We start from the raw sequence: 21235 nt of genomic DNA on the forward strand, positions 1-21235 counted from the left end.
TAGATAATTATGAATAATAACGAAGTATATGCTGCAATTGCCCTGGCCCTGCACGAGCATATGGGAAACAACGTTCACGACGTTGAAACAGGCATTATAACAATTAACGCACGCCCAACCCAGTGGAACGGCTATGCGCAAACATTCACTCAACATCCCTAAAAATGAAAGAATACAAGTATACCATTAATGGAAACAAGTACGAGGTTGTGGTAGGCGATATTACTGATAACATCGCTACCCTGACCGTTAACGGCGAACAGTATACCGTTGAAATGGAGAAGCAGGCTGAACCTGAGAAGAAGAAGCCAGTAGTTAAGGCTGCCGCAACAGCTGCTGCCGACGACGCTCCTGCAGCCAACAAGGGCGCTGTAAACAAGGCCAATGCCGTAAAGGCTCCTCTGCCAGGTGTTATTACCGACATTCTGGTTGCCGAGGGCGACGAGGTAAAGGCTGGCGATACAGTAGTAGTTCTCGAGGCTATGAAGATGGCCAACAACCTGGCTGCCGAGAAGGATGGTAAGGTTACTGCTATTTGCGTAAAAGTTGGTGAGAGTGTGATGGAGGACGATGCTCTGATCGTTATCGAGTAAGATTACACCTTATTAATAATAAAGAGAAATCCCTGCCAATGTAGTTTGGCAGGGATTACTTTTTTCTTCTGTATCGATGTTATCGTTTTACCACGTGCATCTTATATTTATCGGTATATTCTATGCGCATCACGCGTGTAAAGCCATCGGCAAAGGGCCGTATGGCCAGCGCCACATGGCCCATGGTGCGACGCAGATTTATCTCAACACATGGGTGCAACAGGAACCCATCCTTATCGGCTGTAGATACCAGCATCATATCCACGCCGAACGGTCCGCGATACTTATCCTTGAGTTTCTCGCCCATATACTGGCATATCTTTTCTCTAACATCTGCCAGCAAACCCGCTGGTATATAGTTACTTATCAACTCCTGCTTATCTTCTTCGGTAGCAATCAGGTTGCCCGTATAGGCGCCGTTCTTAGTATGAAACAGCGATAATCCCAGATACGTAACCTGGCCGTTACCATCGCTCATAAACTCCATACCAAAATCCTTCACCTTATTATAATAAGGCTCAACCACCACGCATCCCTGACTCTTGACAATGTTCTTAATCCAGCGTTCCTGATACTCGTCGAAAGCCACAGTTAAGAAACGCACCCCTCGCCCACTACTGCTCCAGGGGGCCTTTACCACCACCTTACCGTGACGTTTCAACTCATCACGAATCTCAAAGATGGTATCAGCACAACATGAATCGCCAATAGTCCCAGGCAGCTGCAACTGGCGCAGCAAATCTATCGCATGCTTACGATGCGACAAGTCGCGAATCGCCTCTATCTGTTCCTCATTAGGCACAGCATCTACACCCTTACGCTTCAGGAAAGCGCGCAAGGCCAGATCCCAGCCCCAAGGTTCCACATCTGTAATATCCTCGTTAGCCAACTGCGATGCATGGATAAACTTCTTGGGTGTTCCACCCACTTTTGCCCTTAATCGGCCATAAGCCCTCACGGCTGTTTCCACATCATCCACCAGAATCAGATCATCGTCGCCAGCCCAAAGTGCGGGCAGGTATCCCAAGTCATGTCGCAACTGTCGTCCAGCATGTGGTGCAGTAAAATTTGAGAGGTTTGCTGCCAAAGCAAGGTCGTGTTCTGGATTAAATACGTATAATTTTGCCATTTTCATCAATTTTGGCGCAAAATTACTATTTTTTTTTGAGATTTTGCTAATTAGACTTTGCATTTTAATATAAAATGTGTATCTTTGCACCACTTTTAAAAGTACAAAGAAACAAATCAAGCAGGAATGGAAGCTTTTTTCAGGACGCACAGATATCTCGTAGAGCATGCAAATGCACCGGTTCGTCGCATTCTTATGGATGAGATAAACTGGAACGACCGCATGATTGGAATTAAAGGCACACGAGGTGTCGGCAAAACCACTTTTCTACTTCAGTACGCTAAGGAGAATTTTGATTTACTCGACAAGCAATGTCTGTATATCAACATGAACAACTTCTACTTTCAGGGTCAGGGCATTGCCAGCTTTGCCGGTAAGTTCTACAAGCAGGGCGGTCGCGTACTTCTGATCGACCAGGTGTTTAAGCAGCCCGACTGGAGTAGCGAGCTCCGTAAGTGCTACGACCTGTACCCCAACCTGAAGATTGTATTCACCGGTTCGAGCGTGATGCGCCTGAAGGACGAGAACCCCGAACTTAACGGTATCGTAAAGAGCTACAACCTGCGCGGTTTCTCGTTCCGCGAGTTCATCAATCTGATGACGGGCAACAACTTCAAGCCCTACACACTCGAGGAGATTCTGCAGGATCACGAGCATATCATCAAGCAGATTCTGCCCAAGGCTTCGCCCAACAAGTATTTCCAGGATTACATCCACCACGGCTTCTACCCCTTCTTCCAGGAGCATCGCAACTACAGCGAGAACCTGCTGAAGACCATGAACATGATGACCGAGGTAGATATTCTGCTGGTTAAGCAGATTGAGCTGAAGTACCTTACAAAGATTAAGAAACTTTTCTACCAGATTGCCGAAGAGGGTGCCTCGAAGGCTCCCAACGTAAGTAAGCTGGCACAGGATATCGAAACCAGCCGCGCCACGGTGATGAACTACATCAAGTATCTTACCGATGCCCGACTGCTGAACCTGATTTACCCCGTTGGTCAGGAGTTCCCCAAGAAACCTACCAAGATTATGCTGCACAACTCAAACCTGATGTACGCCATCTATCCTATCCAGGTAGATAAGCAGGAGGCTATGGAGACCTTCTTCGTTAACTCGCTGTGGAAGGATCACAAGGTTAACAGCTGCAGCACACGCGATGCCAACTACGTGGTAGATGAGAAGCTTAAGTTCCGCGTGATAGATGCCAAGGCCACCGGCAAGCAGCGCACGTCGCCCGACATCATCTATGCGCGTTACAATACCGAGATTGGAAAGGACAACCAGATACCCCTGTGGCTACTGGGATTCCTATATTAATAATGTACGAGTCTATTAAGTAAAAGTTACACATATAGTTATTCATTTTTTTATAGTTATCAAAGACAATGGCTAAAGAAAAGAAGTTTATCACCTGTGATGGTAACGAGGCTGCAGCTCATGTGAGCTATATGTTCTCGGAGGTAGCTGCTATCTACCCCATCACCCCGTCTTCGCCAATGGCGGAGCATGTTGACGAGTGGGCTGCACGTGGTCGTAAGAACCTGTGGGGCCAGAACGTCTCAGTTCAGGAAATGCAGTCAGAGGCTGGTGCTGCCGGTGCCGTTCACGGTTCGCTGCAGGCTGGTGCTCTCACCACTACATTCACCGCATCTCAGGGCTTGCTCCTGATGATCCCTAACATGTACAAGATTGCTGGTGAGTTGATTCCTTGCGTATTCGACGTATCTGCCCGTACGCTGGCTTCACACTCTCTGTGTATCTTTGGCGACCACCAGGACGTAATGGCTTGCCGTCAGACCGGTTTTGCTATGTTCTGCTCAGGTTCAGTTCAGGAGGTTATGGACCTTACCGCTGTTCCTCACCTGGCTACCCTCGAGACTATGGTTCCATTCGTAAACTTCTTCGATGGTTTCCGTACCTCTCACGAGTATCACAAGATTGAGATGATGGACATGGAGGATATCCGTCCTCTGGTTAAGGAAGAGTACATCAAGCGTTTCCGCGATCGTGCTATGAGCCCTGAGCGCCCTGTAACACGCGGTACCGCCGAGAACCCCGAGACCTTCTTCACACACCGCGAGGCTAGCAATCCTTACTACGATGCAGTACCCGAGGTAGTAGAGAAGTACCTGGGCGAGATCTCTAAGATCACCGGCCGTGAGTACCACCTGTTCTCATACTACGGAGCCGAGGATGCCGATCGTATCATCATCCTGATGGGTTCGGCTACCGATGCAGCTCGCGAGGCTATCGACTACCTGAACGCAAACGGTCAGAAGGTTGGTATGATCTCAGTTCACCTGTATCGTCCATTCTCAGTTAAGCACCTGCTGGCTGCTGTTCCTAAGACAGTTAAGAAGATTGCCGTTCTGGATCGTACTAAGGAGCCAGGCGCTAACGGCGAGCCTCTGTACCTCGACGTGAAGGATGCCTTCTACGATGTTCAGGATCGTCCAGTTATCGTTGGCGGTCGCTACGGTCTTGGTAGCCGCGACACCACACCTGCTCAGATCATCAGCGTGTTCAACAACCTCGCTATGCCCGAGCCAAAGAACCACTTCACAGTTGGTATCGTAGACGATGTTACCTTCACCTCTCTGCCTGAGGTTGAGGAGATTGCCCTGGGTGGTGCTGGCATGTTCCAGGCTAAGTTCTACGGTCTGGGTGCCGATGGTACCGTAGGTGCTAACAAGAACTCAGTTAAGATTATTGGTGACAACACCGACAAGTACTGCCAGGCTTACTTCTCTTACGACTCTAAGAAGTCGGGAGGTTTCACCTGCTCTCACCTGCGTTTCGGTGATACACCTATCCGCTCTACCTACCTGGTAACTACACCTAACTTCGTAGCTTGCCACGTTCAGGCTTACCTGCACATGTACGATGTTACACGTGGTTTGCAGAAGAACGGTCAGTTCCTGCTGAACACTATCTTCGACGCCGACGAGCTCGAGAAGTTCATGCCTAACAAGGTAAAGCGTTACTTCGCACAGAACAACATTACTGTTTATACCATCAACGCTACTAAGATTGCTCAGGAGATTGGTCTGGGTAACCGTACCAACACTATCCTGCAGAGTGCCTTCTTCCGTATTACAGGCGTAATCCCCGTAGAGCTGGCTGTTGAGAAGATGAAGGCTGCTGCCTTGAAGTCTTACGGAGCTAAGGGTCAGGATGTTGTAGATAAGAACTATGCCGCTATCGATCGTGGTGGTGAGTATGTTCAGCTCACAGTTAAGCCTGAGTGGGCTAACCTGGCTGACGACGCTGAGAAGCAGGACGATGCACCCGCATTCGTTAAGGAGCTGGTTCGTCCTATCAACGCACAGGCCGGTGACTTGCTGAAGGTTTCTGACTTCGTTAAGCACAACACCGTCGACGGTTCTTGGGAGGTTGGTACAGCCGCTTACGAGAAGCGTGGTGTTGAGGCCTTCGTTCCTGTTTGGAACAAGGACAACTGTATCCAGTGTAACCAGTGTGCTTACATCTGTCCTCACGCTGCTATCCGTCCATTCGTTCTCGACGACGAGGAGCTGAAGGGCTTCGCAGCTGCTGCTGATACTCTCGAGATGAAGGCTCCTGCCGCTATGAAGGGCATGCACTTCCGCATCGAGACTTCAGTACTCGACTGTCTGGGTTGCGGTAACTGTGCTGATATCTGCCCAGGCAATCCTAAGACTGGTAAGGCTCTTACCATGGCTCCATTCAATCCTGATGCTGCCGATATGGTTCAGGAGGCTAAGAACTGGGAGTACCTGGTTAAGAACGTTAAGAGCAAGCAGAACCTGGTTGACATCAAGAGCAATGTTAAGAACTCACAGTTCGCTCAGCCTCTGTTCGAGTTCTCTGGCGCTTGCTCTGGTTGCGGTGAGACTCCATACGTTAAGCTGATTTCTCAGCTGTTCGGTGATCGTCAGATGATTGCCAACGCTACTGGATGTTCTTCAATCTACTCTGCTTCTATTCCTTCTACACCTTACACCAAGAACGAGAAGGGTCAGGGTCCTGTATTCAACAACTCTCTGTTCGAGGACTTCTGCGAGTTCGGTCTGGGTATGGCTCTTGGTAACAAGAAGATGAAGGAGCGCGTAGCTAAGCTGCTGCAGGAGATGATCGACGGCAACGCCAGCGACGAGTACAAGGCACTTGCTCAGGAGTGGATTGCTAATCAGGACGACGCTGAGAAGACTAAGGAGATTGCTCCAAAGCTTCGTGCTTGCATCGCCGAGAGCGCTGCTAAGGGCTGCCCAGTTTGCAAGGAGCTCCAGACTCTGGATCACTACCTGGTTAAGCGTTCACAGTGGATCATCGGTGGTGACGGTGCCTCTTACGACATCGGTTACGGCGGTCTCGACCACGTGATTGCTTCTGGCGAGGATGTTAACATCCTGGTACTCGATACCGAGGTTTACTCTAACACCGGTGGTCAGGCTTCTAAGGCTACTCCTCTTGGTGCTATCGCACAGTTCGCTGCTCAGGGTAAGCGCATCCGCAAGAAGGATCTGGGTATGATTGCTACCACTTATGGTTATGTATATGTAGCTCAGATTGCTATGGGCGCCGACCACGCACAGACCCTCAAGGCTATCCGCGAGGCTGAGGCTTGGCACGGACCTTCAATCATCATCGCCTACGCTCCATGTATCAACCACGGCTTGAAGGCCAAGGGCGGTATGGGTAAGAGCCAGGCCGAGGAGAAGAAGGCTGTTGAGTGCGGTTACTGGCACCTGTGGCGTTTCAACCCAGCTCTGGCTGAGGAAGGCAAGAACCCATTCTCTCTCGACTCTAAGGAGCCTAACTGGGAGAACTTCCACGACTTCCTGCTTGGCGAGGTTCGCTACCTGAGTGTTAAGAAGGCTTATCCTAACGAGGCCGAGGAGCTCTTCGCTGAGGCTCAGCGCATGGCTCAGCTCCGTTACAAGTCTTACATCCGTAAGAGCCAGGAGAATTGGGAGGACTAATTTTTCCTGAATAGTATATTAAGAGAGGTGGGGCTCAAAGAGTTCCACCTCTTTTCACAAAAACACTAAATGACAATGAAAGCAAAGCAACTAACTATCTTACTAATGTGGCTCACTACTGCATTCGGCGCGAGTGCAGCTACAACCGACGAGCAAACACTCATCAACGAGTGGAAGGACTCAGTACGTACCGTGTTTGCCGATGCCTACCGCAATAAGGTGCTGGTAAACGACAGCCTCACCATGAAACTGCATTGGAGCATCTATGGCCCCAAGCCAGCCGATGGCTACGCTCTGTACATCTCGCTGCATGGCGGTGGCGGCGCCCCTGCCGAACTGAACGATCAGCAATGGGAGAACCAGAAGCGACTGTATCGCCCACAGGGTGCCGTTTATCTCAGTCCGCGAGCCATCACCAACACATGGGACCTTCATTTCCGTCCTGAGGACGACACGTTCTACCGTCAGATTATCATGATGATGCAGGCCTACTGCGATGTAAATCCCAACAAGGTTTACATCATGGGTTACTCGGCCGGTGGCGATGGCGTGTGGCGCCTTGGTCCCCGCATGGCCGACCATTGGGCAGCCGCCTCGATGATGGCTGGTCACCCAGGCGATGTGTCGCTCCTGAATCTGCGTAACACCCCATTCATGATCTGGTGCGGACAGCTTGATGATGCCTACGATCGTGTGTACCGTTGCCAGGATCGTATCGTAGAGATGGACTCGCTGCACGCAGCCGATCCCGAGGGCTACATTCACGAAGGACATATCGTTGAAGGCAAGGGCCATTGGATGGATCGTGTTGATACCGTGGCTGTTACGTGGATGGCCAAGTATCAGCGTAACCCCTACCCTAAGCGTGTGGTTTGGCATCAGGCCGATGTGGTTACCCCATACTTCTACTGGCTCTCAGCCCCCGTTAACGAGCTATCGCGCGAAAAGGAGGTACGCGCCCAAATAGATGGCAACACCATAACCATCACCCGTTGCGACTATTCGCAGCTCACACTCTCGCTGTGCCAGGAGATGGTAGATCTTAAAAAGCCCGTTACCGTTATGTATCAGGGCCGCAAGCTGTTCAAGGGCAAGGTAAAAACCCAGCCCGGCACCCTGCGCCGCACCCTTTACCAGCGTAACGATCCGGCTTACATGTTCCCCGCCGAAATTACGGTAAAAATCAAGTAATAAGAGTTATAAGGCCATCGTTTTCCAGATGGCAATACTCTCATTCACCATTCTGATAAACTCTCGAGCGGCTGCCTTCTGGTAGCCGTTCTTTAGTGTATGTATGCAGCCCTCCATAACATTACCTTCGGCTATGATGGGTATAGCCGTAAGCCCGTCCTCGTCGATAACCGACGCTTCGGAGAGTACGGTTACATACTTGGTCTTGTACATGAATTTAAATATCAGGTTTACGTTGTTTATCTCGGCCTTCAGATTATACTCCAGTCCGCTATGGGCCGTCATACGGTCGAATGCATTACGTGCCTGCAAGCCCTTAGTGGGCAGCACCAGCGGATAGCGCTGCAGGTCCTCAAGCGTCATACTCTTTTCGCCAGCCAAGGGGTGCTCATGGTTCACTACAGCTGCCAGACGGGTGTTAAACAGCAGTCGGCTCTCTATGCGCGGGTCGGCCTCGTTGGGTTTGAAAGCCAGCACCAGGTCGAGTTCATGGCGCAACAGGCGCTCAATCAAGTCCTCCATCGACGAGTAGCATACCGACAGCTTTACCTTAGGATGCTGTCGCATAAAATCGGTCATCGTCTCAGCCATAATGCTGCTGAACGAGAACGTTACGCCAATGTTCAGCTCGCCGGTAAGCAGCTGTTTCAACTCCTGCAGGCGCAGCACACAGTTATCTACCATGTGTATGCTCTCACGGGCCATCGGCAGCAGTATCTCGCCGGCCTCGGTAAGCATCACCTCATGACTGTTGCGCACAAACAGCTGCTGGTTAAGCTCCTGCTCCAGGTGGAGAATCTGCTGCGACAATGTGCTCTGAGTGATAAACAGCTCGCGGGCTGCCTGCGAGAAATTAAGCGTTTCGGCCACACGTAGAAAGTGTCTAAGCTGACGGATTTCCATGATATATACCTTATTAAATTAATGTTTGCGCGTGCAAAGTTACAAAAAATATGCATTTGCCAACACGTTCGGCTATCGTTTTTACCGATAGCCGCATTCGTCTTGACATAAATTGCCACGTTCGGCACAAATCATAGCCAATTGCGTGCCAGGTGCCCAAAAAGCCGTACCTTTGCACCCGGAAAAAGAAAAGTAACTGTTTTAATATAATTAATTAGGTATTATGTCTTCAAGTTGGTTTATTGTTTTAGGAGAACTATCTGTGTTATTCATCTGCCTCTACTGGTACCTGCAACACAACCACGAACGCAAGTTTGCTGTAGTCATCGAGCACGACAGCATCGAGGGGCTGACGCTGGGTAAGGTAGAAGAGTTGATAAGTCGCCGTTTTGTGGTGCGCGAGATTCGATTGGCTGACTCATCGAATTGTATCGTGCACCCCGACGACGACACGGTGCTGCACCACGGCGACCATTTGCTGATACAAGCGCGTCCGCACGAGATAGAGCCAATAATCGCCTTTCTGGGACAACGCGAAAACACCACTAAATGATGATTCAGGATAATTTGCAAATGAGGCTGGACCTGCTGCTCCGTACTGGATGTTTGTTGATGGAGAGCGCGGCAGATACCAGTCGTACCATGAGAACCATGAAACGAGTGGCGGCTTATTTAGGGCTGCCACTCGACAGGTTACATATCTACATTGTTTATAACATGCTGATGGTAAACCTGAGTGACGGCCAGCGCTCGTTCACCAAGTTCCAGCGTGTTGAGCGGCATGGCGTTAATCTCGACACCCTGCGCCAGGTGAGTCACCTGTCGTGCGAAGCGCTGCGCCTGCATTATCAGCTGGATCGCTACCGGCAGGAGCTTGATTACATAGCCCGCCAAAAACGCAACTACTCGCCTTGGCAGGTGGCTGTGGGTGGCGGACTGGCCTGTGGCGGATTCTGCATTCAGTTCGGATGCGACTGGACCGCTTTTTTCTATGCCGCTCTGGCTGCCATCATGGGTTTGCGCCTGCGCATGTATCTGAACGAGAAAGGCAGCAATGCCTACGTGAACATCGGCATCGCCGCCTTTGTATCCACGCTTCTGGCCTGGGTGTGCAGTCTGCTGTCGGTTTATGCCCAAGCAAGCAGCTGGCTGCCGTCGGTACTCGTATCCTCTACCCCCTGGCACCCGTTGTTGGCCTGCGCCCTGTTTATCGTGCCCGGCGTACCGCTCATCAATTTCGTAAGCGACATGCTCTCGGGGTTCACCCAGGTGGGCATGACGCGCGCCGTTAACACCCTGATGATGCTGCTGGCCATGGCCTTCGGTATTGCCTTTGCCATCCAGGTGTGCGGCATCGACAACTTTGCCAAGGATCTGCCGATGACGCCCCATCACAATTACCACGAATATATGCTGGCTGCAGCCATCTCGGCCATTGGTTTCTCGATGATTTTCAACACCCCGCGCCATCTTATGTGGGCGGTGGCCTTAGGTGGCATCATCAGCGTTTGCACGCGCAATTTCGTTAATCTCGGTCCATCCAGCGGTAACATCGGACTGGACCAAGGCCTGGTAGTAGGTTCGTTTGCAGGTTCGGCAGTAGTCAGCATCATCTGCTGTGCGCTCGTTCGCCAGCTGCACACGCCCCATCAGCTGCTCAGCATCCCCAGCGTCATCCCCATGATTCCTGGTGTGCTCATGTATCGGGCCCTGTTTGCCTTTATCAACATGCACGGCATCGAGGGCGAGGTAACAGTAGCTATGAACAATGCCATCCAGGCCTCGCTCACCATCCTGTTCATCGCCCTCGGTGTTGCCATCCCCAACATCTTCTTCCGAAGGATGATTGCGGCGAAATAAAGGTATAATATAGTTATTTAAGTAATCGTAACCAAAACGTAGCCTGTAATATTTGCAGGCTAATTACTTTTTGCGTATCTTTGCCACCGAAATCATTAAAATACAAAACTATGACATTAGAGATTGTTTTACAACTTTTAGGCTCGCTCGCACTACTTATTTATGGCATGAAGACCATGAGCGACGCCCTACAGAAAATGGCAGGATCAGGATTACGACATATTCTTGGGCGAATGACCACAAACCGATTAACCGGCATGCTTACTGGCACATTTGTTACCTGCGCCGTACAGTCGTCGTCGGCCACTACAGTCATGACGGTATCGTTCGTGAGTGCCGGACTGCTCACGCTGGCACAAGCCATCTCGGTTATCATGGGTGCCAATATCGGTACCACGCTTACAGCTTGGATCATGTCGCTGGGTTATAATTTTAACCTGAGTGTAGTGGTTTTCCCCGCCTTCCTGGTGGGCATGGTGCTCATCTATAAAAAGCGCCATCGCTATGCAGGCGAATTCCTTTTCGGATTGGCGTTTCTGTTCTGGTCGCTCGTTATGCTGAGCGGCGCTGGTAAGGCTATGGACCTGCAGCACAATGCCCAGGTGGTAAGCTTCTTTTCATCGTTCGATACCAGCAGCTATCTCACCATTTTTATCTTCCTGATTGCAGGCACACTCATCACCTGCATCGTACAGTCGTCGGCAGCCGTCATGGCCATCACCATCCTACTCTGCTCTACGGGCGTACTGCCTATCTATATGGGTATAGCCCTGGTGATGGGCGAAAACATCGGCACCACGGCTACGGCCAACCTGGCAGCACTCGGAGCAGGCATCGAAGCCCGACGCGCAGCATTAGCCCACCTGCTGTTTAATATGTTCGGTGTGGTGTGGGTGCTGATAGTTTTCTACCCGTTCGTAGATCTGGTGTGCAGCATCGTTGGCTACAATCCTGCTATAGGCTCACAAACAGCGCTTCTGCCGGTGGTACTGGCCATGTTCCATACATGTTTCAATGTGCTTAATACCGCTCTGCTCATCGGTTTCATCCCGCAGATGGAGCGCATCGTGTGCCGTTTGCTGCCCGACCGCCAGCTTACCAAACCCAACGCCACCCTGCACTTTATCGATGGCGGCGTAATGGCAACGCCCGAAATATCCGTCATGCAGGCACAAAAGGAGATTATCCATTTTGCCGAGCGCATGCAACGTATGTTTGGTATGACACGCACGCTTACCGACGAGAAGGATAAGAAAGAGTTTGAGCGCCAGTACGAGCGTATCGAACGCTACGAAACCATTGCCGATAATATGGAGATAGAGATTGCCACCTATCTTGAGCAGGTAAGTAACGATCACCTTTCCGATGCCACCAAGGATAAGATACGTATGATGTTCCGTCAGATAGGCGAGCTCGAATCAATAGGCGATGCCTGTTTTAAGATGGCCCGGACCATCAAGAATCTGCGCGAAAACCGCGAGGATTTCACACCTGGACAGTATGCGCGTTTGCGCGATATGCAGCATCTGGTAAACGAGGCCCTGACACAGATGATGGTTGTATTGAATGGTCGTCGCGAAAACCTCACCATCGATGCCTCGCGGGATATCGAGACCGACATCAACACCATGCGCGACAGCATCAAGGCCCAAACCCTTAGCGATGTCAACAGCCATGCCTATAGTTACACGCTGGGTACAATATATACCGACATTGTGACCGACTGCGAAAAGCTGGGCGATTACGTGATGAATGTGGTTGAGGCACGTTTGGGCAAACGCTATCAGAACTATAACGGTTTGAAGATGAATGTAGATCGCCGAACCGTAACTATCGATGGCCAGCCCATCAGTCTTACCCGTACCGAGTTCGACCTGCTGTACCAGCTGCTCGCCCACCGCAACCATGTGCTCAGCCGCCAGCAACTCATGGACACGGTATGGGCCGATGTCATCGTAACCGAACGTACGGTTAATGTACACGTCACCCGCCTCCGCAAAAAGCTAGGCCTCTACGCCCAAAACATCGTCAGCCGCCAGGGCCTTGGCTATGTGTTCGAGGGGTAGCAATAATGACCTATAAAGCAAATTCAGTGTATTTGCATATCAAATTCAGTGTATTTGATGAACAAATTCAGTGAATTTGTTTTGCAATTTCAGTGAATTTATAGTTAAATAATTTGGAATCGGCTTAAAAATGTATTATCTTTGCAGCAAAAACGAATTATGGCCATACAGTACAGACTATTACAGAACAAAATCAAAGGTAGTAAAAACTACGGTAAGTATTACGCTCACACTGTAAAACAGGGTGTTATCTCATTGGAAGACATCGAAGAGATGATTGAGGAAAATTGTACAGCAAAAGCCTCTGACGTGAGGCTCGTGCTACGTGAACTGTTTGACACCGTGAAGTTTTACATGCAGAACGGCTATACCGTAGACCTGAAAGAGATGGGCAAGCTATCGATCTCAGTAAAGAGTGTATGCGTAGATGATCCCAAGGAATTTAGGCGCGATCGTCACATTACAGGTTTTAAATGTAACTACACACCTGAAGGAAAACGCTATAGCGCCTATGGTCCAGAAAAGAATGGGCATATACATCGCAGCATCTTGGATGGATGTGAAGCCATCGAAACACAATACTACAATACAACATCAAAAGATAAATAGTATCCGGGAGACAAAACAAAAAAAGTTTTGTCTCTTTTATTGTGTTTTGTTGATGGTTTCTCGAAAAAAACGTGTACCTTTGTAGCCGCAATATTACAATAGCTAATAATTATCAACGTAAATATCACAATGAAACAATTACTTATGTGTGTACTTGCTGCCAGCCTAACCACAACCATGGCAGCTCAAGAGAAATTTGAACAGGGTAAACCTAACAATAGCAACTATCGCTATCTCGACAATTATCAGGCCCTGAAAGATTATATCAACTACGAAAAGAACCCCACCTTTAAACTGGGCATCGGCACCACCGTGAACGATTACTTTACCAATCAGACATTCAGAAACCTGGTGAACAAGAACTTTACCGAAACCGTGGCTGGCAACGCCATGAAGATGGGCAGTTGCGTGGATGCCAACGGCAATATGAACTTTGCCAACGTGAAGCGCTACGTGCAAGCTGCCACCGAGGCCGGACTGAACGTTTACGGCCACACCCTGGCCTGGCACTCGCAGCAGCCCAACGCCTGGTTGCGCAGTCTGATCAGCGGGCAGAGTCAGCAGGTGCGCCACGACACCCTGATATACGCCATGGACAAGTGGATTAAGGGTATGATGGAGGCTTGCGACGGCAAGGTAAAGGCTTGGGACCTGGTGAACGAGGCTATCGCTGGCGATGGCAACGACGGTCAGGGCAACTACACGCTGCAGCACTCCGACGCCTATAAGAAAGGTACCTGGGATGTGGGTGGCGATGCCTTCTTCTGGCAAGACCATCTGGGCGATCTCGACTACGTGCGCCAAGCCTGCCGACTGGCTCGCAAATACGGCCCCGAGGACGTGAAGCTGTTTATTAACGACTACAACCTTGAGAGCGACTGGGACGATAACAAGAAGGTGAAGAGCCTGGTAAACTGGATTAAGAAATGGGAGGCCGACGGCGAAACCCACATAGATGGCATAGGCACCCAGATGCACATCTGCTGCTTTGAGGACGACAACACCATGAACAGCATTAAGCAGCACATCACCACCATGTTTGAGGTGATGGCAGCCAGCGGCAAGCTGTGCCGCATCAGCGAGATGGACATGGGCTATGTGCGCGGCACCAACAACCGATGGGGCGACAAAATTAAAACTGTACAGCTTACCGAGGCCGAACACCAGAAGATGGCCGACTTTTACGAGTGGATTATCAAGGAGTACCTGCGCGTGATACCAGCCGAACAGCAATGGGGCATCTGCCAGTGGTGCCCTACCGATGTACCCGACGCGCAATACATGTGGCGTAGAGGCGAGCCCGTGGGTATCTGGGATCTGAGCTACTATCGCAAGCACGTGTACGCAGGCTTTGTTCGCGGACTGGGTGGACAGGCAACCAGCGGCATCAAACAGGTAGAGGCCAGCAAGACCATCAACGCGCAAAAAGGCATCTACACGCTGAACGGCACCCGCGTACAGGCCACCAGCGTCGACAAGCTGCCACACGGCATCTACATTGTAGATGGCAAGAAGTTGGTACGCTAAATCAATTGCGCCAAATCAAAATAATCAATTATTGCTACGTAAATATTTGCGTAGTCCAAAAAAAAATAGTACCTTTGCACCCGATTTTGCAATAGGTATTATTTTTTTTATATAAAACACTAATTGATTTATGCGTAAAGAATGGCGTGGTTTTAAAGGAACCAAGTGGACCGAGGAGGTCAATCTCAGAGACTTTATTCAGAACAACTACACAGCTTACGAGGGCGACGAGACCTTCCTGGCTGAGCCTACAGATGCCACAAACGTATTGTGGGGCCGTCTGCAGGAGCTGCAGAAGGAAGAGCGTGCCAAGGGCGGTGTGCTCGACATGGAGACAGAGATCGTATCGAGCATGACAGCTTATGGCCCTGGCTACATCGACGAGAGTAAGAAGGACCTGGAGAAGGTAGTTGGTCTGCAGACTGATAAACCCTTGAAGCGCGCCTTCATGCCTTTTGGCGGTATTAAGATGGCTGAGCAGGCTTGCACCAACTACGGTTACAAGCCATCAGAGAAGCTGCACGAGATTTTCACAAAGTATTGCAAAACCCACAACGACGGCGTATTTGATGCTTACACCGAGGAGATGAAGCACGTACGTCACAACCACATCCTGACTGGTCTGCCCGATACTTATGGCCGTGGCCGTATCGTAGGCGACTACCGTCGTGTGGCTCTGTATGGTATCGACTTTATCATTGCCGAGAAGGAGGCCGACAAGCGCAACTGCGGTGCCGGTGTAATGAGCGACGATATCATCCGTCAGCGTGAGGAGATCTCAATGCAGATTAAGGCCCTGAAGGAGATGAAGGCTATGGCTCAGATCTACGGCTTCGACATCTCGCAGCCTGCTAACAACGCTCGCGAGGCTGTACAGTGGCTGTACTTCGGCTACCTGGCTGCCATCAAGACTCAGAACGGTGCTGCCATGTCGGTAGGTCGTGTATCTACATTCCTGGATATCTACATCCAGCGTGATATGGAAGAGGGTACCCTGACCGAGAGCGAGGCACAGGAGCTGATCGACCACCTGGTAATGAAGTTCCGAATGGTTAAGTTCGCACGTATCCCATCATACAACGAGCTGTTCTCGGGCGACCCCGTTTGGGCTACTCTCGAGGTAGGTGGTATGGGTATGGACGGACGCCACATGGTGACCAAGAACGACTACCGTTTCCTGCACACTCTGGAGAACATGGGTCCTTCACCCGAGCCAAACCTCACCGTACTTTACTCGCCACGACTGACCGAGAACTTCAAGAAGTACGCTGCCATGATCTCGGTTAAGACCAGCTCGATCCAGTACGAGAACGACGAGGTAATGCGTCCTGTATGGGGCGACGATTATAGCATCTGCTGCTGTGTAAGTGCTACACAGACCGGTAAGGAGATGCAGTTCTTTGGAGCACGCGCCAACCTGGCTAAGTGTTTCCTGTATGCATGTAACGGTGGTGTCGACGCCAAGACCCGCGAGCAGGTTGCTCCAGGTTTCCGCCCCATCAAGGACGAGTACCTGACATGGGAGGAGCTGGCTCCACGCTTCGACCAGGCTATGGACTGGCTGGCTGGTGTATATGTAAACACCCTGAACCTGATTCACTACATGCACGATAAGTACTTCTACGAGGCTGCCGAGATGGCCCTGATTGATACCAACGTACGTCGTACATTCGCTACCGGTATCGCAGGTTTCTCACACGTAGTCGACTCTATCTCTGCTGTTAAGTATGCAAAGGTAAAGATGATTCGCGATGAGGAGGGATTCAACGTTGACTATGTAGCCGAGGGCGACTTCCCACGCTATGGTAACGACGACGACCGCGCCGACGAGATTGCTGTATGGCTGCTGAAGACCTTCGTTAAGAAGATTCGCAAGCACGCTACCTATCGTAACGCTACCCCAACCTGCTCTATCCTTACCATCACATCTAACGTGGTATATGGTAAGTACACAGGTAACCTGCCCGATGGACGTCGTGCTGGTACTCCTCTGTCGCCAGGTGCTAACCCAAGCTATGGTGCCGAGAAGAACGGTCTGTTGGCATCGCTCAACTCAGTAGCTAAGCTGCCTTACGAGTATGCCCTCGACGGAATCTCGAACACTCAGACCATCAGCCCCAACACTCTGGGCCAGAACGACGAGGAGCGTGCTAACACGCTGGTTCGCGTGATGGACGGTTACTTCAGCCGTGGTGCTCACCACCTGAATGTAAACGTGTTTGGTGTTGAGAAGCTGCGCGATGCTATGGAGCATCCTGAGAAGCCCGAGTACGCTAACTTCACCATCCGTGTATCGGGTTACGCTGTGAAGTTCATCGACCTGACTCGCGAGCAGCAGGAGGATGTAATTGCACGTCAATCTCACGAGAGTCTGTAATGAGTAGTACAGGCTATATACACTCTACCGAATCCTTTGGCTCTGTTGATGGGCCAGGGATTCGGTTTCTGATTTTCATGCAGGGTTGCCGCATGCGTTGTCGCTACTGCCACAATCCTGACACATGGAAATTGGGCTCGGATGCCTGTGGCACCACAGCTACCGTAGATGAGCTGCTGAACAAGGCCGAGCGCTACCGCAGCTACTGGGGCCCCGATGGCGGTATTACCGTGAGCGGTGGCGAGGCGCTGCTGCAGATTGATTTCCTGATAGAGCTGTTTGAGGAGGCACATCGACGCGGCATCAACACCTGTCTGGACACCGCTGCCCTGCCTTTTACCCGCGAGGAGCCTTTCTTTGGTAAGTTTGAGCGCCTGATGCAGAGTACCGACCTGGTGCTGCTCGATATCAAGCATATCGACAGCGAGAAGCATCGCTGGTTGACAGGTCACGGCAACGAACATATTCTGGATTGCGCCCGCTATCTGTCGGACATCAACAAACCCGTGTGGATTCGCCACGTACTGGTGCCTGGCATCACAACCGACGAGGAACAGCTCACACAGCTGCGACACACCATCGACACGCTGCAGAATGTGCAGAAGGTAGAGGTTCTGCCCTATCACACCCTGGGCACCTTTAAATGGGAACAGCTGGGCATAGATTATACGCTGAAGGATGTGGCCCCGCCCACGGCCGAGCAAATAGCCAAAGCAAGAGAGATTTTAATCAAATAAAAAAAAATGAGGATGCGCCGAAAGGTACATCCTCACTTTTTTTATATTCACAAAAGCGATTATCCGCCAAAGTTATCGTACATAATGCTTTCGGGATCTACGCCGAGCGAGTCGAGCATAGAAACAACGGCCTTCGACATGGGGCCAGGACCGCACATGTAGTACTCGATATCCTCGGGAGCCTCGTGGTCCTTCAGATAGGTGTTCAGCATTACCTGGTGTACAAAACCTGGAGTGTACTTTACGCCAGCTGCATCGGCTGCAGGGTCTGGACGGTCGAGGGCCAGGTGGAAGTGGAAGTTGGGGAACTCCTTCTCCAGTCCCAGGAAGTCCTCGAGATAGAACACCTCGTTCAGCGCACGTGCACCATAGAAGTAGTGCATCTCGCGATCGGTAGTGTGCAGCGTCTTGGTCATATGCATGATCTGAGCACGCAGAGGAGCCATACCGGCACCACCACCAACCCAAATCATCTCCTTCTTCGAGTCGAAGTGTGGGTGGAAGTCGCCATAAGGGCCACTCATGATTACCTTGTCGCCAGGTTTCAGCGAGAAGATGTAACTTGAAGCGATACCAGGATTTACATCCATGAAGCCCGAACGGTCGGCCTTGAATGGAGGTGTAGCGATACGTACGGTAAGCATGAATACATCACCCTCGGCAGGATAGTTAGCCATAGAGTAAGCACGGATGGTGTCCTCGGGGTTCTTACACTTAAGTGGGAACAAACCGAACTTCTCCCATGCGGGCAGATACTCGTCGCCAATCAGACTCTTGTCGAAGTCCTTATCATAGTCGATGCAATCAAACTTAGGAATACGGATCTGAGCGTAAGAACCAGGCAGGAAGTCCATGTGAGCGCCAGCAGGCAGCTGTACCTTGAACTCCTTGATGAAGGTAGCCACGTTCTTGTTAGAGATAACGGTACACTCGTACTCCTTAACACCCAGGATCGACTCATCTACGTGAATCTTCAGGTCGCCCTTAACCTTACACTGGCAACCCAGGCGCCAATGGTCCTTAATCTGCTTACGAGTGAAGTGAGGCTTCTCAGAGTCGAGAATCTCGCCACCACCCTCGAGCACCTGAACCTTACACTGGCCGCAGCTGGCCTTACCACCACAAGCCGAAGGCAGGAAAATGCCATTCTCGTTGAGGGTAGCCATCAGGTTGTTGCCCTGTGGTACGTTCAGCACCTTATCTCCGTTAACTGTAATATTCACATTACCGCTGGGGCTGAGATACTTCTTAGCCACCAACAGGATAATCACCAAGAGGATGATTACCGCGAGGAAAACCCCTATACTATATGCTATAAACTGAGCCATAATCTACATTAAACATTAATCATTAAACATTAAATGTTAAGGCCTGAGAAACACATCATAGCCATAGCCATGAGGCCCACGGTGATAAACACGATGCCGAGGCCCTGCAGAGGCTTGGGCACATCGCTATACTGCATCTTCTCGCGGATGGCACCCATAGCCACGATGGCCAGCGCCCAACCGAGACCAGAGCCGAAGCCATAAACGATGGCATCCCATACGCTGGTAATGGCCTGCGAGTTAGAGGGGTCCATCAGGATGCGCTGCTGCATGAACAGCGAAGCACCCATGATAGCGCAGTTTACGGCAATCAGAGGCAGGAAGATACCCAGCGCTGCATAGAGCGATGGAGAGTACTTCTCAACAGTCATCTCAACCAACTGCACCATACCGGCGATAACGGCGATGAAGAGGATGAACGACAGGTAGCTGAGGTCAACACCCTCGACAAGACAGTCGGGACCCAGCACCTTGGTCTGCAACAGATAGTTAACAGGAACGGTAACGGTAAGCACGAAGGTTACAGCGAGACCGAGTCCTAACGAAGTCTTCACAGTCTTCGACACAGCCAGATAAGAGCACATGCCGAGGAAGAAAGCGAAGATCATATTGTCGACAAAGATCGACCTGAATAGTAATGATATTGCGTGTTCCATATCTTATTTCTCCTTATAAAAGTAAGCACGATGAACCCAAATCACACATCCCACGAGAATCAGCGCCATAGCAGGCATCGTCATCATACCGTTGTTAACGTAACCGAAGTCGTAGCAGGCATCGGGTACAATCTGGAAGCCCAGCAGACTGCCGCGGCCCAGCAACTCACGAACGGCACCAACAATCACCAGAATCATAGCGTAGCCCAGACCGTTACCTACACCATCGAGGAACGAAGGCCAAGGCTTGTTCTGCATGGCGAACGCCTCGAGGCGACCCATCAGGATACAGTTGGTAATGATCAATCCTACATATACCGACAGCTGAACGCTCACATCGTAAGCGAAAGCCTTCAGAATCTGGCTAACGATAGTTACCAGCGCAGCCACAACCACCAGCTGAACCACAATACGAATGCGGTTAGGGATAGTGTTGCGGATGATTGAGATAATTACGTTTGAGAATGCGGTAATCACAGTAACGGCGAGTCCCATTACGATGGCAGGCTTAAGCTGCGATGTAACAGCCAATGCCGAGCAGATACCCAGCACCTGTCCAAGGATAGGATGGTCGACGTTTAATGGGTTTGTAAAAACCTCCTTATTTTGTTTACTGAATAATGCCATAGTTTATTCCTCCACTACTTTAGTTGAATCAGTATTTGCAACAGTCTCGAGCATTCGGCCGATAGCATAGGTCTGGAAACCTTTCAGGCCGTCCTTCAGCATGGCGTCAACACCATTCGAAGTAAGGGTTGCACCAGTTACACAGTCGACCTGAGTAGCGGGATCCTCAACCTTCTTAACAACCGAGAGTACTACGTTGCCGTTCTCGTCCCAGATCTTCTTGCCGATGAACTTCTCCTGCCAAGCCTGAGAGTCCTTGATTTCGGCACCCAGACCAGCGGTCTCACCTTCGTGGTTGAAGTAGGCACCGTAAACCTTGCCCTCTTCGTCGATAGCAAGATAACCGCTGATGCCACCCCAAAGGCCCATACCCTTCAGGCTAACTACAGTAATGTTCTTACCATCAATCTGGCACTCATAGGCCTTCTGACCATTATTCTCGTCCTCCTTCTCGGTCTTTACCACCTCGGCATACTTGGCCTCGGCCTCGGCACCATCCAGATTGCGGATATTGAGCGAGTAGAGAATCTGCTTCTTCACATCAAGTGCTACGTTAGCATCCTGCATAGGCTTCAAAGCCTGATAGACAAATGCCAGCAGGAAGGCTACGATAACCACCATTACCGCGCTATATATAATAATGTACGCGTTAGAGTTTGTATTCAGTT

Annotated in this window: 18 protein-coding genes and 1 pseudogene; 13 read left to right on the forward strand and 6 right to left on the reverse strand. The window is 50.6% G+C overall.

All coding sequences use genetic code 11. From position 1 onward, the window contains the following. Positions 1–9 precede the first annotated feature (9 nt). Together PRU_RS16065 and PRU_RS06405 are read left to right on the forward strand one after the other, a co-directional pair. Entirely contained in the window at positions 10–162 is a 153-nt protein-coding gene (locus PRU_RS16065) for a hypothetical protein (RefSeq protein WP_170857798.1), read from the forward strand. Between the two features lie 2 nt (positions 163–164). After that, entirely contained in the window at positions 165–593 is a 429-nt protein-coding gene (locus tag PRU_RS06405) for a biotin/lipoyl-containing protein (RefSeq protein WP_028908504.1), read from the forward strand. Positions 594–672: 79 nt separating this feature from the next. Here the strand turns inward: PRU_RS06405 and PRU_RS06410 are convergent, their stop codons facing one another. Next, a complete protein-coding gene (locus PRU_RS06410; RefSeq protein ID WP_041385842.1) occupies positions 673–1722 on the reverse strand; it encodes an ATP-grasp domain-containing protein in 1050 nt (349 codons plus the stop codon). Between the two features lie 126 nt (positions 1723–1848). Here PRU_RS06410 and PRU_RS06415 point away from each other — a divergent pair, with 126 nt between their 5' ends. The 3 genes from PRU_RS06415 to PRU_RS06425 all read left to right on the forward strand — a co-directional run bounded on the left by PRU_RS06415 (position 1849) and on the right by PRU_RS06425 (position 7877). Continuing rightward, complete coding sequence (locus PRU_RS06415; RefSeq protein WP_013063784.1) at positions 1849–3042, forward strand: ATP-binding protein; 1194 nt, start codon at positions 1849–1851, stop codon at positions 3040–3042. A 68-nt stretch (positions 3043–3110) separates the two neighbouring features. After that, entirely contained in the window at positions 3111–6686 is a 3576-nt protein-coding gene (gene nifJ, locus PRU_RS06420; RefSeq protein ID WP_013065372.1) for a pyruvate:ferredoxin (flavodoxin) oxidoreductase, read from the forward strand. A gap of 75 nt (positions 6687–6761) precedes the next feature. Next, the gene (locus PRU_RS06425) at positions 6762–7877 is read left to right on the forward strand and encodes an alpha/beta hydrolase family protein (RefSeq protein WP_143040058.1); all 1116 of its coding nucleotides are present in this window, start codon (positions 6762–6764) and stop codon (positions 7875–7877) included. Between the two features lie 6 nt (positions 7878–7883). Here PRU_RS06425 and PRU_RS06430 read toward each other — a convergent pair whose 3' ends face one another. After that, positions 7884–8780 (reverse strand): LysR family transcriptional regulator, encoded by an 897-nt coding sequence (locus PRU_RS06430; RefSeq protein ID WP_013063206.1) that lies wholly within the window; start codon positions 8778–8780, stop codon positions 7884–7886. A gap of 223 nt (positions 8781–9003) precedes the next feature. Here PRU_RS06430 and PRU_RS06435 point away from each other — a divergent pair, with 223 nt between their 5' ends. From PRU_RS06435 to pflA, 8 genes and pseudogenes are all read left to right on the forward strand, one after another. After that, positions 9004–9333: a hypothetical protein gene (locus tag PRU_RS06435; RefSeq protein ID WP_143040057.1), complete on the forward strand. Its 330-nt coding sequence runs from the start codon at positions 9004–9006 to the stop codon at positions 9331–9333. Between the two features lie 20 nt (positions 9334–9353). Then, positions 9354–10640: a threonine/serine exporter family protein gene (locus PRU_RS06440; protein WP_013064314.1), complete on the forward strand. Its 1287-nt coding sequence runs from the start codon at positions 9354–9356 to the stop codon at positions 10638–10640. Between the two features lie 110 nt (positions 10641–10750). Beyond that, positions 10751–12421, forward strand: a pseudogene (locus PRU_RS06445) (Na/Pi cotransporter family protein); the annotation flags it as partial. Positions 12422–12445: 24 nt separating this feature from the next. Beyond that, positions 12446–12706 carry a winged helix-turn-helix domain-containing protein gene (locus PRU_RS16270; RefSeq protein ID WP_224083076.1) on the forward strand — a complete coding sequence of 87 codons (261 nt, stop codon included), beginning with the start codon at positions 12446–12448 and terminating at the stop codon, positions 12704–12706. Positions 12707–12865: 159 nt separating this feature from the next. Beyond that, entirely contained in the window at positions 12866–13315 is a 450-nt protein-coding gene (locus PRU_RS06450; protein ID WP_013064464.1) for an HU family DNA-binding protein, read from the forward strand. A 129-nt stretch (positions 13316–13444) separates the two neighbouring features. Continuing rightward, entirely contained in the window at positions 13445–14842 is a 1398-nt protein-coding gene (locus PRU_RS06455; RefSeq protein ID WP_013065206.1) for an endo-1,4-beta-xylanase, read from the forward strand. 130 nt (positions 14843–14972) lie between these two features. Then, positions 14973–17219 (forward strand): formate C-acetyltransferase, encoded by a 2247-nt coding sequence (gene pflB, locus PRU_RS06460; RefSeq protein ID WP_013063977.1) that lies wholly within the window; start codon positions 14973–14975, stop codon positions 17217–17219. Further along, complete coding sequence (gene pflA / locus PRU_RS06465; protein WP_013064441.1) at positions 17219–17956, forward strand: pyruvate formate-lyase-activating protein; 738 nt, start codon at positions 17219–17221, stop codon at positions 17954–17956. The genes pflB and pflA overlap by 1 nt, the downstream gene beginning before the upstream one ends. A 59-nt stretch (positions 17957–18015) precedes the next feature. On the opposite strand, the gene nqrF is transcribed toward pflA, so the two are convergent. Genes nqrF through PRU_RS06485 form a run of 4 tightly spaced genes read right to left on the reverse strand, consistent with a single transcriptional unit; the run spans position 18016 to position 21233 of the window. After that, positions 18016–19284, reverse strand: a complete 1269-nt coding sequence (nqrF, locus tag PRU_RS06470) for an NADH:ubiquinone reductase (Na(+)-transporting) subunit F (protein ID WP_013065499.1) — start codon at positions 19282–19284, stop codon at positions 18016–18018. 29 nt (positions 19285–19313) lie between these two features. Continuing rightward, positions 19314–19940 (reverse strand): NADH:ubiquinone reductase (Na(+)-transporting) subunit E, encoded by a 627-nt coding sequence (gene nqrE / locus PRU_RS06475; RefSeq protein WP_013064075.1) that lies wholly within the window; start codon positions 19938–19940, stop codon positions 19314–19316. Positions 19941–19943: 3 nt separating this feature from the next. Continuing rightward, on the reverse strand, positions 19944–20567 hold the full coding sequence (locus PRU_RS06480) for an NADH:ubiquinone reductase (Na(+)-transporting) subunit D (RefSeq protein WP_013065051.1): 624 nt from the start codon (positions 20565–20567) through the stop codon (positions 19944–19946). A gap of 3 nt (positions 20568–20570) precedes the next feature. After that, on the reverse strand, positions 20571–21233 hold the full coding sequence (locus tag PRU_RS06485) for an FMN-binding protein (RefSeq protein ID WP_049769215.1): 663 nt from the start codon (positions 21231–21233) through the stop codon (positions 20571–20573). Positions 21234–21235: the final 2 nt, after the last annotated feature.

The sequence above is a fragment of the Xylanibacter ruminicola 23 genome (assembly GCF_000025925.1).
In the GTDB taxonomy this organism is placed as follows: Bacteria; Bacteroidota; Bacteroidia; order Bacteroidales; family Bacteroidaceae; genus Prevotella; species Prevotella ruminicola.

Excerpts from the sequence above, each read along its gene's own strand:
- PRU_RS16065 (WP_170857798.1), top strand. The coding sequence starts at position 10 with ATGAATAATAACGAAGTATATGCTGCAATTGCCCTGGCCCTGCACGAG.
- PRU_RS06450 (WP_013064464.1), top strand. The coding sequence starts at position 12,866 with ATGGCCATACAGTACAGACTATTACAGAACAAAATCAAAGGTAGTAAA.
- PRU_RS06435 (WP_143040057.1), top strand. The coding sequence starts at position 9,004 with ATGTCTTCAAGTTGGTTTATTGTTTTAGGAGAACTATCTGTGTTATTC.
- pflB (WP_013063977.1), top strand. The coding sequence starts at position 14,973 with ATGCGTAAAGAATGGCGTGGTTTTAAAGGAACCAAGTGGACCGAGGAG.
- PRU_RS06415 (WP_013063784.1), top strand. The coding sequence starts at position 1,849 with ATGGAAGCTTTTTTCAGGACGCACAGATATCTCGTAGAGCATGCAAAT.
- PRU_RS06410 (WP_041385842.1), bottom strand. The coding sequence starts at position 1,722 with ATGGCAAAATTATACGTATTTAATCCAGAACACGACCTTGCTTTGGCA.
- PRU_RS06430 (WP_013063206.1), bottom strand. The coding sequence starts at position 8,780 with ATGGAAATCCGTCAGCTTAGACACTTTCTACGTGTGGCCGAAACGCTT.
- PRU_RS06480 (WP_013065051.1), bottom strand. The coding sequence starts at position 20,567 with ATGGCATTATTCAGTAAACAAAATAAGGAGGTTTTTACAAACCCATTA.
- PRU_RS16270 (WP_224083076.1), top strand. The coding sequence starts at position 12,446 with ATGAATGTAGATCGCCGAACCGTAACTATCGATGGCCAGCCCATCAGT.
- nqrE (WP_013064075.1), bottom strand. The coding sequence starts at position 19,940 with ATGGAACACGCAATATCATTACTATTCAGGTCGATCTTTGTCGACAAT.
- nifJ (WP_013065372.1), top strand. The coding sequence starts at position 3,111 with ATGGCTAAAGAAAAGAAGTTTATCACCTGTGATGGTAACGAGGCTGCA.
- PRU_RS06425 (WP_143040058.1), top strand. The coding sequence starts at position 6,762 with ATGAAAGCAAAGCAACTAACTATCTTACTAATGTGGCTCACTACTGCA.
- PRU_RS06405 (WP_028908504.1), top strand. The coding sequence starts at position 165 with ATGAAAGAATACAAGTATACCATTAATGGAAACAAGTACGAGGTTGTG.
- PRU_RS06455 (WP_013065206.1), top strand. The coding sequence starts at position 13,445 with ATGAAACAATTACTTATGTGTGTACTTGCTGCCAGCCTAACCACAACC.
- pflA (WP_013064441.1), top strand. The coding sequence starts at position 17,219 with ATGAGTAGTACAGGCTATATACACTCTACCGAATCCTTTGGCTCTGTT.
- nqrF (WP_013065499.1), bottom strand. The coding sequence starts at position 19,284 with ATGGCTCAGTTTATAGCATATAGTATAGGGGTTTTCCTCGCGGTAATC.
- PRU_RS06440 (WP_013064314.1), top strand. The coding sequence starts at position 9,354 with ATGAGGCTGGACCTGCTGCTCCGTACTGGATGTTTGTTGATGGAGAGC.